Source organism: Bartonella sp. ML70XJBT.G (assembly GCF_028618575.1).
Lineage (GTDB): Bacteria > Pseudomonadota > Alphaproteobacteria > Rhizobiales > Rhizobiaceae > Bartonella.
The window spans coordinates 1-17,365 of record NZ_JAQITA010000005.1; the positions used below are offsets into that span (position 1 = coordinate 1).

At 37.9% G+C, this 17,365-nt stretch carries 18 protein-coding genes; 16 read left to right on the top strand and 2 right to left on the bottom strand.

The features are described 5' to 3' along the window. From PVV64_RS03365 to PVV64_RS03440, 16 genes are all read left to right on the top strand, one after another. Positions 1-376 (top strand): YadA-like family protein (locus tag PVV64_RS03365; protein ID WP_273759800.1); only part of this gene is annotated, 376 nt, incomplete at its 5' end. Next, positions 373-981 carry an invasion associated locus B family protein gene (locus PVV64_RS03370; RefSeq protein ID WP_273759801.1) on the top strand — a complete coding sequence of 203 codons (609 nt, stop codon included), beginning with the start codon at positions 373-375 and terminating at the stop codon, positions 979-981. The genes PVV64_RS03365 and PVV64_RS03370, both read left to right, overlap by 4 nt. 826 nt (positions 982-1,807) lie before the next feature. Then, entirely contained in the window at positions 1,808-3,118 is a 1,311-nt protein-coding gene (locus PVV64_RS03375; RefSeq protein WP_273759803.1) for a Ppx/GppA phosphatase family protein, read from the top strand. A gap of 35 nt (positions 3,119-3,153) precedes the next feature. Continuing rightward, on the top strand, positions 3,154-3,876 hold the full coding sequence (locus PVV64_RS03380; protein WP_273759804.1) for an RlmE family RNA methyltransferase: 723 nt from the start codon (positions 3,154-3,156) through the stop codon (positions 3,874-3,876). Between the two features lie 174 nt (positions 3,877-4,050). Continuing rightward, positions 4,051-5,073, top strand: a complete 1,023-nt coding sequence (gene obgE, locus PVV64_RS03385; RefSeq protein ID WP_273759805.1) for a GTPase ObgE — start codon at positions 4,051-4,053, stop codon at positions 5,071-5,073. Between the two features lie 5 nt (positions 5,074-5,078). Next, positions 5,079-6,218 (top strand): glutamate 5-kinase, encoded by a 1,140-nt coding sequence (proB, locus tag PVV64_RS03390; protein ID WP_273759900.1) that lies wholly within the window; start codon positions 5,079-5,081, stop codon positions 6,216-6,218. Positions 6,219-6,266: 48 nt separating this feature from the next. Next, positions 6,267-7,526 (top strand): glutamate-5-semialdehyde dehydrogenase, encoded by a 1,260-nt coding sequence (locus PVV64_RS03395; RefSeq protein ID WP_273759806.1) that lies wholly within the window; start codon positions 6,267-6,269, stop codon positions 7,524-7,526. Positions 7,527-7,555: 29 nt separating this feature from the next. Continuing rightward, entirely contained in the window at positions 7,556-8,149 is a 594-nt protein-coding gene (locus PVV64_RS03400) for a nicotinate-nucleotide adenylyltransferase (RefSeq protein ID WP_273759807.1), read from the top strand. 334 nt (positions 8,150-8,483) lie between these two features. Further along, entirely contained in the window at positions 8,484-8,927 is a 444-nt protein-coding gene (gene rsfS, locus PVV64_RS03405; protein ID WP_273759808.1) for a ribosome silencing factor, read from the top strand. Position 8,928: 1 nt separating this feature from the next. Further along, the gene (gene rlmH / locus PVV64_RS03410; RefSeq protein WP_273759809.1) at positions 8,929-9,411 is read left to right on the top strand and encodes a 23S rRNA (pseudouridine(1915)-N(3))-methyltransferase RlmH; all 483 of its coding nucleotides are present in this window, start codon (positions 8,929-8,931) and stop codon (positions 9,409-9,411) included. A gap of 221 nt (positions 9,412-9,632) precedes the next feature. After that, entirely contained in the window at positions 9,633-10,784 is a 1,152-nt protein-coding gene (locus tag PVV64_RS03415; RefSeq protein WP_273759810.1) for a peptidoglycan DD-metalloendopeptidase family protein, read from the top strand. Further along, positions 10,781-12,091, top strand: coding sequence for a S41 family peptidase (locus PVV64_RS03420; protein WP_273759811.1), 1,311 nt, complete (start codon positions 10,781-10,783; stop codon positions 12,089-12,091). Before PVV64_RS03415 ends, PVV64_RS03420 begins: the two co-directional genes overlap by 4 nt. Before the next feature lie 39 nt (positions 12,092-12,130). Further along, the gene (locus PVV64_RS03425) at positions 12,131-12,652 is read left to right on the top strand and encodes an RNA pyrophosphohydrolase (RefSeq protein WP_273759812.1); all 522 of its coding nucleotides are present in this window, start codon (positions 12,131-12,133) and stop codon (positions 12,650-12,652) included. 111 nt (positions 12,653-12,763) lie between these two features. Then, entirely contained in the window at positions 12,764-13,324 is a 561-nt protein-coding gene (locus PVV64_RS03430; RefSeq protein ID WP_273759813.1) for an invasion associated locus B family protein, read from the top strand. A 339-nt stretch (positions 13,325-13,663) separates the two neighbouring features. Further along, a complete protein-coding gene (locus PVV64_RS03435; protein WP_273759814.1) occupies positions 13,664-13,957 on the top strand; it encodes a YggT family protein in 294 nt (97 codons plus the stop codon). Positions 13,958-13,981: 24 nt separating this feature from the next. Beyond that, a complete protein-coding gene (locus tag PVV64_RS03440) occupies positions 13,982-14,299 on the top strand; it encodes a DUF167 domain-containing protein (protein ID WP_273759815.1) in 318 nt (105 codons plus the stop codon). A gap of 38 nt (positions 14,300-14,337) precedes the next feature. On the opposite strand, the gene ppa is transcribed toward PVV64_RS03440, so the two are convergent. Both ppa and typA read right to left on the bottom strand, forming a co-directional pair. Further along, entirely contained in the window at positions 14,338-14,868 is a 531-nt protein-coding gene (ppa, locus tag PVV64_RS03445; protein WP_273759817.1) for an inorganic diphosphatase, read from the bottom strand. A 68-nt stretch (positions 14,869-14,936) separates the two neighbouring features. Next, positions 14,937-16,763: a translational GTPase TypA gene (typA, locus tag PVV64_RS03450; protein WP_273759818.1), complete on the bottom strand. Its 1,827-nt coding sequence runs from the start codon at positions 16,761-16,763 to the stop codon at positions 14,937-14,939. Between the last annotated feature and the right edge of the window lie 602 nt (positions 16,764-17,365).

The window sequence follows — 17,365 nt, forward strand, 5'->3', positions numbered from 1 at the left end:
ACAGATGAAGTTAGTTCTTGATGATGCGAAGAAATATACGGATGATCGTGTGACTGATTTAGTAAACAATGGGGTTAATGAATCCAAAGCCTACACGGATATGAAGTTTGAGACGTTAAATTATGCAATTGAGGATGTTCGCAAAGAAGCAAGACAAGCAGCTGCTATTGGTTTGGCTGTCTCTAATTTGCGTTACTATGATATACCAGGATCTTTAAGTGTTTCATTTGGTACGGGTGTATGGCGTAGCCAATCGGCATTCGCTATCGGTGCTGGTTATACATCTGAAGATGGGAATATTCGTTCTAACGTATCTGTCACGAGTGCTGGAGGTCACTGGGGTATAGGCGCAGGAATTACTCTGAGGCTGAGATGATTATGAAAAAAATGAATATTATGATAAAAAAACAAAATATTTTTGTGAAGATCTTGTTCGTTCTTGCCTTATTAGGCAAGGGCGAAAGTTTTGCTAACGAGAAAAATAATACCTATACAGTGCAACCACCACATTTATCTATTCCTAAGGGAGAAGCTGGTGAAACACGCCGAATTATTATGCAGTTTTTTCATTGGACTTTGATTTGTGATGAAAAACAGGATGAAAAACAAAAGCTTAAGCGAGGCATATGCAATGTGACGCAGACAGTTCATGATCAAGAGGATAATACTATATTTAGTTGGTCTCTTGTTTCTACGAAAAATGGTCAACCAGTAATGCTCTTTCGAACATTGCCAAATGCTGATAAAAATGTTCCTATCCAAATTTTTGTGGAGGGCGTTAAAAAGCCTATTCTTATTCAGTATACGCAGTGTAATGAAACAGTCTGCTTAGCACAATCGCTTGTAGGATCAGTTCTTAGTAAACAAATAGAGCAAGATAAAAAAGTGCGGATTTCCTATAAGGTAAAAGAAGGAAAGGTATTTTCTTTTGTTGTGCCATTTAAAGGGTTAAGTGCAGCACTTAATTCTCTACAACGATAGGGGACATAGAGAGTATTTCCAGAGTTTTTTTTGCAAATTATTGCGTTGTATTTCAGATGTAGCTGCAAATTCAAATTTAAATGAAGAGTCATGAGTAAAAAGTTCTACACGATATGATATAGAGGTGACTTCAAACAAGAATGCATTTTACAGCTTTATAATCACAATCAGGTCACTATATGTAACGGAAAAATGAAGTTAAAGTTTTTCTATAAAATTTATAGAGTTACTAACGTTAGTCATTAACAGTAAAAATCATTAAAATAGCTATTTTTTAAGAGACAGAATACGATTTCCTCGAACAAGAAAGAAATGTGTGCATTTATTTCTGTAACAGTTCTTCCTGATTTTATAATGACATTATTTGACATCAATAACTTCCCATTGAAATGCTATAATCAGTTTGGGGTAATGGCAGAAGAGATAAGTCATTTTACAAAATGTAATTACAATGACAATATTGTGATCTCATGAGAACAAAGAAAAGGTAGTGGTTAAGAGATGTTCTAAAATGATAAATTGAACTATCTAAAATAAAGACGTATTCCAAGTAAATGATATAAAGGATGGTTAGAATATTATAAAATTAAGATTAAATACGTCATTTATATTATAAAGTTCATAAAAAATTATAGATCTGCGCTAAGAATAAAAAAAAATATTGCAACATCTGAATGATGCTAGCGTAGAAAGCTTTATGATAGAAAAATAGGTAATGTTTGCTTGATATTTGTCATTTAATACCGCATTGTTATTTTAGCTTTATGAATGAGCAGAAGAGTTCTCGCGTTTATTATTGGGGGAAAACGCTTAAAGGATAGGAAAAATGCCCCCATTAGATTATGGTTCAAAAGAGTCAAAGCGAGAAAGAGTGTATGATACGAAAGCAAATCAATTATCTGATAAGCGTGAGTGTAACAAAAAAAACTGTTCTACAGTATTACAGATAGAGAGGGATTCTATTTCGGTTGATATAGAGAAACAACAGCGAAAAAGACACGGTAAACAGAAACGGGTATTTATTCAATCAAATAAAGTTTTTGAATTGCATGGTCGGGAAATTGTAGGCGTAAAAAAAACAAAACGCATCAAATCCCCATTTCTTTCACATTTTTCTCAACCACAATCTCCACCTCTTTATGCGGCACTTGATTTAGGAACGAATAATTGCCGGCTTCTTATTGCCTCTCCTAGTAAACCTGGATATTTTCGCGTTGTTGATGCTTTTTCACGTATTGTACGATTGGGAGAAGGGTTAGTAAATAACGGCTTTCTGAATACACAAGCGATGGATCGGACAATTGAAGCATTAAAGATTTGTCATTTCAAGTTAAAGCAAAAACGTATTAAGCGTTATCGTTTAATTGCAACGGAAGCTTGTCGTTCAGCGAAAAATGGTGAACATTTTATTCAACGTGTTTTGGATGAAACTGGTCTTGAATTGGAAATTGTTGATAGGGAGACAGAAGCACGTTTTGCTGTTTCAGGGTGTGGTACGCTCGTTGAGCCGAATACTGATGCGATTGTACTTTTTGATATTGGGGGAGGATCATCAGAAATTGTGCTCCTTGATGTTTCTAAGAAGCGTTCTTTACGTTTAACGGAACAGATTACTGCGTGGACTTCACTTCCTGTTGGTGTTGTCACGCTTGCTGAGCGTTTTGGGGGAAATCATGTGAGTTTAGATAATTTTGAAAAGATGAAAAGTTATGTACGGAGTTTTCTCAATAATTTTTCAGAACGTCATAAATTAGGTGCTTTGGCTAAAAGTTCAAAGTTTCATCTTTTGGGAACTTCTGGAACGATTACGACTTTAGCAGGCATACATCTTAATTTAGAGCGTTATGATCGGAAGCAAATTGATGGCATTTGGATGAATGATGCAGACATTACTCTTATGATGCAACGTTTATTATCATGGGATATGAAAAAACGCGTGACTAATCCTTGTATTGGAAGAGGTAGAGCAGATTTAATTTTAGCTGGTTGTGCAATTCTAGACGTTATTAGAGAAGTTTGGCCCAGTCAACGATTAAGAGTTGCTGATCGTGGATTGAGAGAAGGAATTTTGATAGAGTTAATGTTACGCGATGGTGTATGGTGTCGTCATAGGAAGGGAAAAAGCTTCAAACGCTAAGGCAGTTATTAGAGTCATAGAGAGAATAAATAACAATGAAAAAGACGATAAAGACACCAACTGGCGGATATGGTGGTTCAGGATCACATGAACTATATCAACGTGTAAAGAAGAAAGCAGGGACCATTAAAGCATCATCACGAAGATGGTTAGAGAGACATCTGAATGATCCTTATGTTCATCAGTCGAAAGTGGATGGTTATCGTTCGCGTGCAGCGTATAAGTTAATCGAAATAAATGAACGCTATAAGTTTCTCAAAAAAGGTCAAAAAATTATTGATTTAGGAGCAGCACCGGGGGGATGGTGTCAGGTGGCAAAGCGTATTGTAGGGTCAAGTGATCAAAAACCTAATGTAGTTGGTATTGATTATTTGCCTGTTGAGCCATTACCTGGAGTTGTGATGTTGGAAATGGATTTTTTGCATGCAGATGCACCAGAGAAATTAATAAGTGCTTTAGGAACGAAGCCAGATGTGGTACTTTCTGATATGGCTGCACCAACAACAGGTCATCGTCAGACAGATCATTTAAGAACAATTTATTTATGTGAGGTTGCTGCTGATTTTGCTTTGTCAGTGCTCAAGCCTGGAGGGCATTTTTTAGCAAAGGCTTTTCAAGGGGGAGCAGAAAACACCCTTCTCACAACATTGAAACAGAATTTTAAAACAGTTCATCATGTTAAACCACCTGCAAGCCGATCAGAATCCGTGGAGCTCTATCTTTTAGCACTTGGGTTTAAAGGAAAAGAAGAAGGATAGTTTTTTTTAGCATGTTTAAGTTTACTTACATATTTATAACATAAGGGTATTGTTAAACGGTTTTCGGTGGTGTTGGTGATGTTATGAAATGTTTTTTTGTTGATAATGGAGACTGGTAAAATCGATGTATTGCCTATAAAGGTAAAGAGATTGATTCCTCAGTGAGCGTTTCCAATGAAATTTCTTGATCAAGCTAAAGTCTATATTCGTTCTGGTAATGGAGGGGCAGGGGCAGTATCATTTCGTCGTGAAAAATTCATTGAATTTGGTGGTCCTGATGGAGGTAATGGGGGACGTGGTGGTGATGTTTGGGCACTGGTTGTTGATGGGCTTAACACGCTGATTGATTATCGTTACCAACAGCATTTTAGAGCAAAAACAGGGGGGCACGGTAAGGGACGTAATATGACGGGTGAAAAGGGTGATGATATCATCCTTAAAGTACCAGTTGGGACACAAATTTTTGAAGAGGATAATAAAACTTTAATCTGTGATTTAACACAAGTAGGACAACGTTATCGTCTTGCAAAAGGCGGGAATGGTGGTTTTGGAAATCTGCATTTTACGACATCTACGAATCGAGCACCTCGCCGTGCAAATCCTGGATTGGCTGGAGAAGAGCGCACATTGTGGCTTCGTTTGAAGTTAATTGCTGATGGTGGGCTTATTGGTTTGCCTAATGCTGGCAAATCAACTTTTTTAGCTTCTGTGACGGCAGCAAAGCCAAAAATTGCCGATTATCCTTTTACAACTCTGCATCCCTATCTTGGTGTGGCACGTATCGATGCCCGTGAATTTGTTTTGGCGGATATTCCTGGTCTCATTGAAGGGGCACATGAAGGTGTAGGGATTGGGGACCGTTTTTTAGGGCATGTAGAACGTTGTCGTGTTTTACTTCATCTAATTTCTGCTCAAGAGAAAGATGTAGCGAAAGCCTATCAGATCGTGCGTAATGAGTTAGAGGCTTATGGAAATAATTTGAGTGATAAAACTGAAATTATAGCTTTAAGTCAGATAGATACCCTCACTGCTGAAGAGCGTAAAATCAAACAAGAGGTATTGCAGAGCATAACGGGTAGGCCTGTGTTGATGTTTTCTGCGGTTAGTCATGAAGGTTTAGAAAATGTACTCCGTGCTATTGCTCGTGTGATTGAAATGGCACGTGAAGAGGATGATGGTGGAGAAGAGCAGGATTAATGAGGATGGCAGTTGGATTGCAAAAGCTTGTACATTATAAACGCATTGTGATCAAAGTTGGTTCTGCGCTTTTGGTTGATCCTCAGACAGGTTTGCGGGCTGAATGGCTCAACAGTTTGATAAGTGATGTTGTCAAATTGCGTCAAAAAGGCGTGGAGATTTTACTGGTGTCTTCAGGAGCCATTGCTTTAGGAAGGACATTACTACAGCTTCCCAACGGAACTTTGAAATTAGAAGAGAGTCAGGCATGTGCTGCTTTAGGGCAAATTGAATTAGCAAAAACCTATGGTGATGCGCTTGCACGGTATGGATTAAAAACGGGACAAATTTTACTCACTCTCTTTGATACAGAAGAAAGACGGCGTTATCTCAATGCTCGTGCTACGATTAATGTGCTTTTGCGCTTTGGAGCGGTGCCCGTTATTAATGAAAATGATACTGTGGCAACAAGTGAAATTCGCTATGGTGATAATGATCGTTTAGCAGCACGTGTGGCGACGATGATGGGTTCAGACCTTTTGATATTGTTATCAGATATTGATGGACTTTATACGAAGTCTCCCCATCGTGATCCAACAGCTGAATTTATTCCCTTTATTGGATCAATCACCAGTGATATCGAAAAAATGGCCGATGTTGCTGCTTCAGAACTTTCTCGTGGAGGAATGAAGACCAAACTTGATGCCGGAAAAATAGCAAATTCCGCTGGAACAGCAATGGTGATTGCTTCAGGAAAGCGTATGAATCCTCTTGCGGCTCTTGATAGGGGAGAACGTAACAGTTTTTTTGCTGCCAGTGAAAAGCCGGTCAATGCTTGGAAAACGTGGATTTCTGGTCATTTGGATCCCTCTGGTATTTTGATGATTGATCAAGGAGCGGTTAAGGCTCTTGAATCTGGAAAGTCATTATTAGCTGCAGGAGTTGTTGCGGTTGAAGGAAAATTCAATCGTGGGGATACGGTGGCGATTATTGATACAAATAGAGTTGAGATTGCTCGTGGACTTGTGAATTATGACGAAGATGAAGTTGTCCGCATTATGGGACGTAAAAGTGAAGAAATTGAATTTATCTTAGGCTATGAAGCGCGTTCTGCTATGGTACATCGCAATGATATGGTTTTACGTTGCTTGACCGATTCTGCTTAAAAAAGTTATCTTTTGCTTTCTTTATGTTTTAACAGAATGGATGATATTATGGCTTTAAAAGAACAAATGAAGGACATGGGGCGAAAAGCGCGCCATGCGGCTGCGGCATTGGCTATTATGTCTTCTGAACAAAAAAACAAAGCATTAGAAATGATAGCTTTAAGTTTAGAAGATCAATCGGCTGAAATTTTACGGGCGAATTGTCAGGATTTAGAAAATGCTACTCAAAATAATTTAAATACCGCAATGGTTGATAGACTGAAATTAGATGAGTCGCGTTTGTGTGCAATTATAGAAAGTGTCCGCCAAATTGTTCATTTGCCTGATCCTGTTGGACAAGTGATGAGTGAATGGACACGTCCCAATGGGCTTCATATTAGCCGTGTTCGGACACCTCTTGGTGTGATTGGCATTATTTACGAAAGTCGACCAAATGTTACAATTGATGCAAGTGTTTTGTGCTTAAAGGCAGGCAATGCTGCAATTTTACGTGGTGGTTCGGATAGTTTTTATTCTGCCCATGCACTTCATGGTGCGTTGGTGAGAGGATTAGAGAAAGCTGGTTTTCCTAAAGATGCCATTCAAATGGTTGGAACGACAGATCGTGATGCTGTGGGAGAAATGCTCAAAGGGCTTGATGGTATGATTGATGTGCTTGTGCCTCGTGGTGGAAAAAGCCTCGTCGCGCGTATTCAGTCTGATGCACGTGTTCCGACTTTTGCGCATTTAGAGGGGCTTTGTCATATTTATATTGATCAATCAGCAGATTTAGAGATGGCGCGCAAGGTTGTTTTAAATGCAAAGTTGCGGCGGACAGGTATATGTGGTGCTGTTGAAACAGTTCTTATTGACCGTAAAGCATTAAAAAAGTTTCTTCCTGTTCTCACAGATTTGCAGGAGAAAGGGTGTGAAATTCGTGCAACAGAAGATATTCTTTCTCTTATGCCAAGTTTCAAATTAGCTTGTGAAGAAGATTGGTCATACGAATATCTTGATGCCATTCTTTCTGTCAAAACAGTTGAAGGTATTGAGGGAGCCATCGCTCATATCAAGCGTTATTCATCAGGACATACGGAATCGATTATTACTGATGACAGGGAAATGGTGGAGAAATTTTTTAATCATTTGGATTCAGCCATTTTACTTCATAACGCATCTACCCAATTTGCTGATGGAGGTGAGTTTGGTTTTGGGGCGGAAATTGGTATTGCCACGGGAAAAATACATGCGCGTGGTCCTATAGGTGTTGAACAACTCACATCATTTCAGTACCATATTAGGGGAAATGGACAGGTTAGACCTTGTTGAAACAGCTCTTTTTCCCATGGAAGCATCGTATGCCCCATGTTGAAAGGTCCAATGTTGTAGGTCTTTTTGGAGGATCTTTTAATCCCCCCCATGAGGGACATCTTCTTGTTGCAAAAATTGCAATTCGGCGTTTGCATCTTGATCAATTATGGTGGATGGTAACACCACAAAATCCCTTAAAAGATCGTACACACTTACTCTCTTTAGAAGAGAGAATGTGGCTCAGTGTTCAACTGGTTGATCATCCAAAGATTCGTGTAACCGGTTTTGAGCAGGCGATAGGTAGTAAAGTATCCGTAGATACGATTTCTCATATTCTTGCGCATTATCGAGGAGTCCATTTTGTGTGGATTATCGGTGCAGATAGTTTTGCTACGATTCATCATTGGTATCGATGGCATGATATCATCTCTATGCTTCCTCTTGCGGTTATTGATCGTCCTTTTGTACAGATGTCAGCGCTCTCGTCTCCTATAGCACATATTTATCGTTCTTTTCGTTTAGATGAGAGAGAAAGTAGACGATTACCTTTTATGAAACCACCAGTTTGGACTTATTTGCATGGGCCTTTGTCTTTTGAGTCTTCAACGAATCTTCGTTTAAAGGAGAACAATTTTTCTTAAACATTTGATTTTTAATGCCATAAAATATTACCTTATCAGGATAATGATATAAGGCTTATTGATACATGTAAAAATACAATGATGCCTATGTATAATTTCAATTTTCTTTTGCATCAATTAAGTGTAAAAGGTGAAGTTAAATGGGACATTCAAGATAGGGCTTGTTTAGTTAAGCTTATAAAGTGAAGCCATCAAAGGGCTTAAGAGGGAGAGCAAACTTGAACCAATCTTATGATAGATTGGTGGAGGAGTACGGATTTTTGCTCTAAAGGATAAGGAGGAGTACGAAAGATTCTCTCTTCTTTTTTAAGAAGAAGTTCTTTTTATACTTTAAATGATAAGAAAGGATATTGGTCTGGAAAACACATTGGAAAAACACTTTTACGGTATTGCATCATGCACAGAAAAAAAAGTTTTTTCTGTGAGAGATGGTCTCAAAATTATTCTTAAGAGTTTAGAGGATACAAAAGCAGAAGATATTGTCTCCATTGATATTCAGGGGAAGTCGTCCTTAGCTGATTATATAGTTATAGCTTCAGCAAATTCACAGCGTCATGTCTCTGCTGTCGCTGATCATTTGTTACGTACTTGGAAAGACAAAAGATGCGGTTTTGTAAATGTAGAAGGGCTGGCTGGAGGTGATTGGGTATTGATTGATACAGGTGATATTATTGTTCATCTTTTTCGTCCGGAAATTCGTCTCTTTTATAATTTAGAAAAAATGTGGCTTGCTCCAGATTTCAACAATACAAAATCGATTCTCTTTGGAGATCATTAACATGCAAATTTCTATTTTTGCTGTTGGTCGCATGAAAAAGGGAGCAGAACATAAATTAGTTGATCATTATTTGGATCGTTTTTCTAAAAGTTGTGGAGCAGTAGGATTTCATTTAAAAAAACTACAAGAAATATCAGAAAGTCGTGCTCAAACAGCATATCAGCGTATGGAAGAAGAAGGAAGAAAACTTATCGAGTTTCTTCCTGAAAAATGTCGCTTAATTGTGTTGGATGAGCGTGGAAAGTCAATTTCATCATCTGCTTTTGCTGAAAAATTGGGATTTTATCGTGATGAAGGCATCCGTGATCTCGTAATTGCTTTAGGAGGGCCTGATGGACATAATGAACAGATAAGAAGTCGTGCTGATTTTCTGTTATCTTTTGGTTTTATGACATGGCCACATCAAATTGCGCGTATACTCCTTATAGAACAGCTTTATCGTGCTGTAACGATTGCAAGTAATCATCCTTATCATAGGGCATAAAATTTTTATGCGATTTTTAGCAGTTATTTATGTATTTATTAATATTGTTTTAGCGGACATCATTTAAAGCACTCTAGTTTATGTGATGATGCTGAATGGTTGGGTAAATGAAGAAGCTTCTTCATAGAAAAATGCGATATTTATATGAGGAATGCGTGATATTTGTCGTACTGTTCTTGAGTATGTTTTTTTGTTGTTCTCTCTCACATGCTGAGGATAAAGTGAGAAGTGTAGAGACAGCAAATAAAGAGTTGGTAGAAATTCGCCAAAATATTTCCATCTCGCGTGAACGTGTTGCTTTTCTTACGCGTCAAGTTGAGCGTTTAAAGAAAGATCAACATGCTTTAAGTGATGCACTCATAAAAACTGCTCAATTAGAACGTGGGATAGCAAAAGATATTGCTGAAAGGGAAAAAAAGCTAAAAAAAATGATAGAAAAGCGGGCACAAGTTCATCAAAGTTTAAAAAATCGTCGTGCTGAATTTGCAGAAGTTCTCGCTATCTTAGAACGTATGGGTTTAAAGCCTCCTCCTGTTCTTATGGTGCGACCTGAAGATGCGTTAGCTTCTGTACGGAGTTCTATTTTATTAGGGGCTGTTGTACCTCAGATGCAAGAGAAAACAAGGGATTTAACAGAGAGTCTCAAGGAATTAACTACTTTGAGCAATTCAATTTCTGCGGAATATGCTTCCTTAAAGACCAAAATGCAAAATCAAGCAGAGCAGAGAAAACGTTTAGAGCTTTTGTTAGAAGAAAAAGCCAAATTACAAAAAAGATCAGAAGAAGAACTTACACAACAGCAACAAAAAAACATTGTTCTTGCTAAAAAAGCCCAGTCTTTGGAAGAATTGATTGTAGAACTTGACCGTCAATCAAAACTGAGTTCTGATACATCCATACAGGTACAGAAAAATTTACAATTGTTAGAGCAAAACAATTTTGAAGGCCAAAAAGGCTCTTTGCTTTTTCCTGTTGTGGGAACAAAAGTTCGGCATGGCCATAAAAGTTCACAAATTACACGCTTTGGTGAAATGGTTGAAACAGAAGAAGCTGCAGTTGTTATATCTCCTGCTGATGCTCTTGTTGCTTTTGCTGGACCATTTCGTTCTTATGGACAATTAATTATTCTCAATGTGGGGAATGGTTATCATATTGTTCTGACTGGAATGTCGAGAATTAATGTCACTCAGGGGCAGTTTGTTCTTGCAGGTGAACCTCTTGGAACCATGGGGATGCAATTTATTGCGAACAGTGTTGCATTGGATATAGGCAAAACTGTTCCAATGCTTTACATTGAGTTTAGAAAGCAGGGGAAGCCTGTAAATCCAACTTCTTGGTGGCGGACTGAAAAAAACGAGAAGGAACCAAAATGATTCGTAAAGTTATTCTTTTGGTCGCTGGGGTATTGCTCGGCGCCAGTTCAATGATTATGGTGCAGTCTGTTGCTGCGAATAAAGAAAATGATGTATATAAAGAGCTGGCTCTATTTGGCGATATTTTCGAACGGGTACGTATGCAATACGTTACGGTTCCAAATGATAAAAAACTGATTGAAAATGCTGTCAATGGGATGCTCACATCACTTGACCCTCATTCATCTTATATGAATGCGCAAGAAGCCAAAGAAATGCGGGATTCTACGAAGGGAGAATTTGGAGGTCTTGGTATTGAAGTCACCATGGAGAAAAATTTAATTAAAGTTGTTTCTCCAATGGATGATACGCCTGCTTCAAAAGCAGGGATTTTGGCAGGAGATCTCATTTCAAAAATTGATGGTGTACAAACCAATGGTCAGACATTGAATGAAGCTGTTAATAAGATGCGGGGTGCGCCTGGCACACCAATTACATTGACAATTATTCGTTCTGGTGTTGATAAGCCGCTCGAAATTAAGGTTATTCGTGATATCATCAAAGTGAAAGCGGTGAAATATCGTGTTGAGAACGATATTGGTTATGTAAGGATTATTCAGTTTTCTGAGCAAACTTTTGGGAATCTTCAGGCTGCAATTAAAGATATTCAATCTAAAATTCCTCAAGATAAATTAAAGGGGTATGTTCTTGATTTACGGCTTAATCCTGGTGGTCTTTTAGACCAAGCAGTGAATGTTTCGAGTGCTTTTCTCGATAAAGGTGAGATTGTATCAACCCGTGGGCGTAAAAAGAGTGATGTGACGAGATTTGATGCTAAACCAGGAGATATCATTAATGGAAAGCCTCTCATTGTGCTTATTAATGGTGGTTCGGCAAGTGCTTCTGAAATTGTTGCAGGTGCATTGCAAGATCATCGTCGTGCAACGATTTTAGGAACACAATCTTTTGGTAAGGGCTCTGTCCAAACAATTATTCCCTTGGGTGAAAATGGTGCTTTACGTTTAACAACAGCACTTTATTACACACCGTCAGGCACTTCAATTCAAGGCACAGGGATTACACCTGATATTATTGTAGAGCAACCACTTCCTGAAAAATATAAAGGTTATGACGTCAAGGTTGGTGAATCTGCGTTACAAAGGCATATCAAAGGAAAACGAGAAAATAATAAAGGTTCTGGCTCAGCTGCGTTTGTTCCGCAAGATCCCAAAGATGATGTTCAATTACATGAGGCTTATAAGCTGTTACGAGGTGAAATGGCAAATGCAGCATTTCCACCAGATTCCAATAAGGGTGTTTTAAAGTAGAAAGGATGTGTACAATTTATGCATTTGGGAGGTAATTGAATGAATGCGGTGGTTAATGTAAAGGCTCTTCCTTATAGAAAATCTGTGGGGATTGTTGTCTTTAATCATGTGGGTAAAGTTTGGGTTGGGCGCCGTTTAATGGCATGCGCTCTTCCCGATACTGATATATCTCATCGGTGGCAGCTTCCCCAAGGGGGGATAGATGAGAATGAAGAACCATTTGATGCAGCATGTCGTGAACTTTACGAAGAAACGGGAATCCGATCTATAAGGTTGATTAAGGAAGCGCAAGATTGGTTCCATTATGATTTTCCACAAGAACTTGTTGGCTGTACATTGAACAATAAATATCGTGGACAAATACAAAAATGGTTTGCTTTTCAGTTTACAGGAGATCAACATGAAATCGCTATAAACCCTCCTCCAAATGGTCATAAAGCAGAATTTGATCAGTGGAAATGGGCTGATTTGGAAGACCTTCCCTCAATTGTGATCTCTTTTAAAAAGCGTGTTTATATGCAAGTTGTCAACGAATTTCGCAGTAGCCTTAGAGAAATATAAAAGCTATATAATGATAGCAGGCTCTTTTTTGTGAAGATGCTTGATATTATGTATAATCATTAACATAGTAATAAAAATGTTTCTCTTTTATGTAAAGAACTGGAATATAAGATGAAAAAGTTATTTAATTTACTTATAGTTTTTACTCTTTGGAGTATTTCTTCTGTAGCATTTGCATCAGATTCAAAGCCAGCTGCCACTAAACCTGCAGCAGCGACTTTGCCTAATGGTGCTTCTTCTTTGACGGAAACTTATGGCTTGTGGAGTATTAGCTGTGGTATACAGGAAGGAAAGAAGATTTGTTTTATGGGGCGTCAGGAAGTGAATGATCAAGGTCGCGTGGTAGTGGCTATGAACGTTATGCTTAATGCTGATGGTGTGGTATCTGGTAATTTAACGGTTCCTTTTGGTATTTTAGTTTCTAAGCCTGTTCGTTTACAAGTCGATGAAGGGAAAGCTGTTATCGAGACCGGTATTCGCACTTGTGTACCAGCAGGTTGCATTGTCCCAATAGTTTTTGACAAAAATCATGTAGCAGCTTTACGCTCTGGAAAGCATTTGAAGCTCGCTATGACGATTGCTGCTCCAGGCGAACCACCTTTGAATGATTTGTTCGTTCAACTGAATGGTTTTAGTAATGCTCTTAATCGTTTGTCTGCTTTGCAGAAATAATCTATGGAATATAAAAAAGGCGGCCTTTTAAGGCCGTTTTTAGCCTGAGCGTTTCTTGTAGTAAGCTTACGATTAAAACAACGGGGTTGTTACATAGGAAGTTTTCAAAGTTTTTTGAAGATTTTCAGAGCTATTGACTGTACTTTTATTTTGCTAAATCGTTTTTTATTCCGATTATGAAATTCACCATGATGATAAAAGTGAAGAATTGAGATGTTTAGATTCTTTCATTTGTGAAAAAAATGTTGGAGTATAAAACTGTTGTTTAACAAAAAAGCTTATTTTAATGAAAGTTTTCTATAAGATCTTCTCTTTCTTGAGTGGAAAAAAGGATAAGGCATGGTTTATGCATTGCTTCAAGTGATTGATCTTATTTTGGATATTTATATTGATATTTTAATCGCAAATGTCATTTTTTCTTGGCTTTATGCATTTAACATCATAAATGCACGAAATCGCTTTGTTGTTTTAATAAGAAGCTTTTTGCATCGCTTAACAGAACCAGTTTTAAGCCGTATTCGGCAGTTTTTGCCAAATCTTGGAACAATTGATATTTCACCTGTTGTCGTGTTTATTATTATTTATTTTATTCGTATGTTTATGTGGCGGGTTTACGCAGATATGTATCAGTAAAGATATTGTATGAGATGAATAAAAATGTTTCATCAATTTGACGCGAATGGTTTAATTTTATTTGTATATCTCATTCCAAAATCGTCTGTAGATCGCATAATGGGTGTTGAATGTAGAGATAATGGAAAACAGTATTTGGTTATACGCTTGCGTGCTGTTCCTGAAGATGGAAAAGCAAATAAGGCACTCATCAAATTTTTAGCGAAGCAATGGAAAATTCCAACGTCTTGTATTTCTCTTAAAAATGGCGCGACATCCCGTTACAAACAACTTTATTTTTCAAGACACTTAGAAGAGCTAAAGCAAATATGGCAATCTTTAGGTGATTACACCTCAAAATAAAAGCCCATTCAAAAAACAGGCTTTTATTTTTGAAAAAGTCACAAATTTTCATGACGCTCCATGGCTTGCTTAATCAGTTCACAGGCAAAATTTTTATCTCGCCAACCTTCAATTTTAGCCCATTTTCCAGGTTCAAGATCTTTGTAATGGGCGAAGAAATGTTCAATTTGTTTGAGTGTAATTTCAGGAAGATCTGTATAGTCATGGATATTAAGATAACGTTTTGTTAATTTTGGGGTAGGGACAGCGATAATTTTTTCATCTTTACCCCCATCATCTTCCATAATCAGGGCTCCGATGGGACGAACATTAATAACGCAACCAGGAAGGAGTGGACGCGTATTACAAATAAGAACATCAATGGGATCACCATCATCTGAAAGGGTATGGGGGACAAAACCATAATTTCCAGGATAAACCATTGATGTATGAAGGAAACGGTCAACAAATAATGCTCCCGATTTTTTGTCCATCTCATATTTTATTGGTTGTCCACCAAGAGAGACCTCTACGATAACATTGATGTCTTGTGGTGGATTTTTACCAACGGGGATTTCTTTAATATTCATGTAAATATCCTTTCCAGAGTGTGAGGAAGTGAGGTGTCATAAAAAATTTGACCGAAGAAGTTATGAAATTAGCTTGAAATTGATGCACGTGTTTTTTCAAAACGTTTGCGTTCATTAGGATCTAGATAAAGTTTACGAAGACGAATACTTTTAGGAGTTACTTCGACAAGTTCATCATCTTGTATCCACGATAGAGCACGTTCTAATGTCATTTTAAGGGGAGGAGTTAATTTTACAGCTTCATCTTTTCCAGAAGCACGCATGTTGGTGAGCTTTTTTCCTTTTAACACATTTACTTCTAAGTCATTATCCCGAGAGTGGATTCCAATAATCATACCTTGATAGACTTTAACACCGGCATCAATGATCATGGGCCCACGATCTTCAAGATTAAAAAGAGCATAAGCGACGGATTCACCATTATCATTTGAAATCATCACACCATTGACACGACCACTAATGTCTCCTTTGTAAGGTTCATAGGCATGGAAAAGACGATTCATAATAGCTGTACCGCGTGTATCGGTTAAAAGTTCGGATTGGTAGCCAATAAGCCCTCGCGTTGGTGCGTAAAAGACAAGACGAACACGATTTCCTCCAGAAGGGCGTAATTCAACCATTTCAGCCTTACGCTCAGACATTTTTTGAACAACAGTTCCAGAATATTCTTCGTCAACATCAATGACAACTTCCTCGATTGGTTCAAGAGTTGTTCCGTTTTTATCTTTTTGCATAACAACCCGTGGACGAGAAACACTTAGTTCAAATCCTTCACGACGCATATTTTCAATAAGAACAGCGAGTTGCAATTCGCCACGTCCTGAAACGTAGAAAGAATCTTTATCAGCGGATTCTTCAATTTTAAGGGCTACATTCCCTTCTGCTTCTTTCAATAAACGATCACGGATAACACGGCTTGTTACTTTATCACCTTCAGTCCCTGCAAGGGGGCTATCATTGACAAGAAAGCTCATCGTAACGGTGGGAGGATCAATAGGTTGTGCAGTAAGAGGTTCATTGATCGTGGGATCACAAAAGGTATCAGCAACGCTACCTTTTTGTAAGCCCGCAATTGCTATAATGTCACCAGCACTGCTTTCTTCAATAGGTTGCCGTTCCAACCCACGAAATGCCAAAATTTTTGAAATACGCCCAGTTTCTAAAAGCTTTCCATCTTGCCCAAGAACTTTGACACTTTGATTGGATTTTATAGTGCCCGAATGAATACGGCCTGTAATAATCCGCCCCAAAAATGGATCCGCTTCAAGAATAGTTCCGATCATACGGAATGGTCCTTCTGCTACATGAGGCGCAGGAACATGGCGGGTTACAAGATCAAACAAAGGAGCAAGTCCTTGATCTTTTGGTCCTTCGGGAGTTTCAGCCATCCAACCATCGCGACCTGACCCATAAAGAATGGGAAAATCAAGCTGTTCATCATTTGCATCAAGAGTAGCGAAAAGGTCAAAAACCTCATTGATAACTTCATCGGCACGGGCATCAGCTCGGTCAATTTTATTAATAGCAACAATGGGGCGTAAACCGACTTTCAATGCTTTGCCAACGACAAATTTTGTTTGTGGCATCGGCCCTTCAGCGGCATCAACAAGGACAATTGCTCCATCTACCATATTCAAAATACGTTCAACTTCTCCACCAAAATCAGCGTGTCCTGGTGTATCAACAATGTTAATCCGAGTATCTTTCCAAACAACGGATGTTACTTTTGCTAAAATTGTAATTCCGCGTTCTTTTTCAATATCGTTTGAATCCATCATACGTTCACTGGTACGCTGATTATCACGAAAGTTTCCTGATTGCTTGAGAAGCTCGTCTACGAGCGTTGTTTTGCCATGGTCAACATGGGCAATGATGGCGATATTGCGCAATTGCATAAATTTTCTTCTTTTCGTTTAATGAAATTTCACTTGAGGCAACGCTTTTGCGTCCCTTACCTTACTATTACAGAACCTTTTACATGTTTTTTTATAATTTTGGAAGAGAGGAAATATTTTTATAGCAAAGTGTTTGCAAAAGTTTCTCATGTTCTGTTAACTCGAAAATTTTTGAATAGATGACGTTTTGTACGGAGGATGCACTCAGAAAATAAATAATGTCATTTGCTCTTTTTATAAGCAAAATGTGTCATTGCACTTTTGCTGATAAAAAACATTGAGACACAATATAGTGGTATGCTTTGGATAACGATTGAAAGAGCTCAGTGTTTTTGGTATAGTCTCATTTTTCTCTGCTAAATGAAGAGTTAGGATATTTAATTGTCTCTTTTTATTATCTTTCTTTCATTCAGCTTTATAATTTTCAAAAGCATTTATCATATTATCTTTTAAATAGTAAGCTTACGCAGCGTATTATATTTTAAGATTTGTATTCTTATGATATTATACTTCTCACAAAAAACAGCAGAGTATTATATTATTTTATCTGTGAATATCATCAAAGCAAAATATATTAAGCATATTTCTAGTAAGTTTGAAAC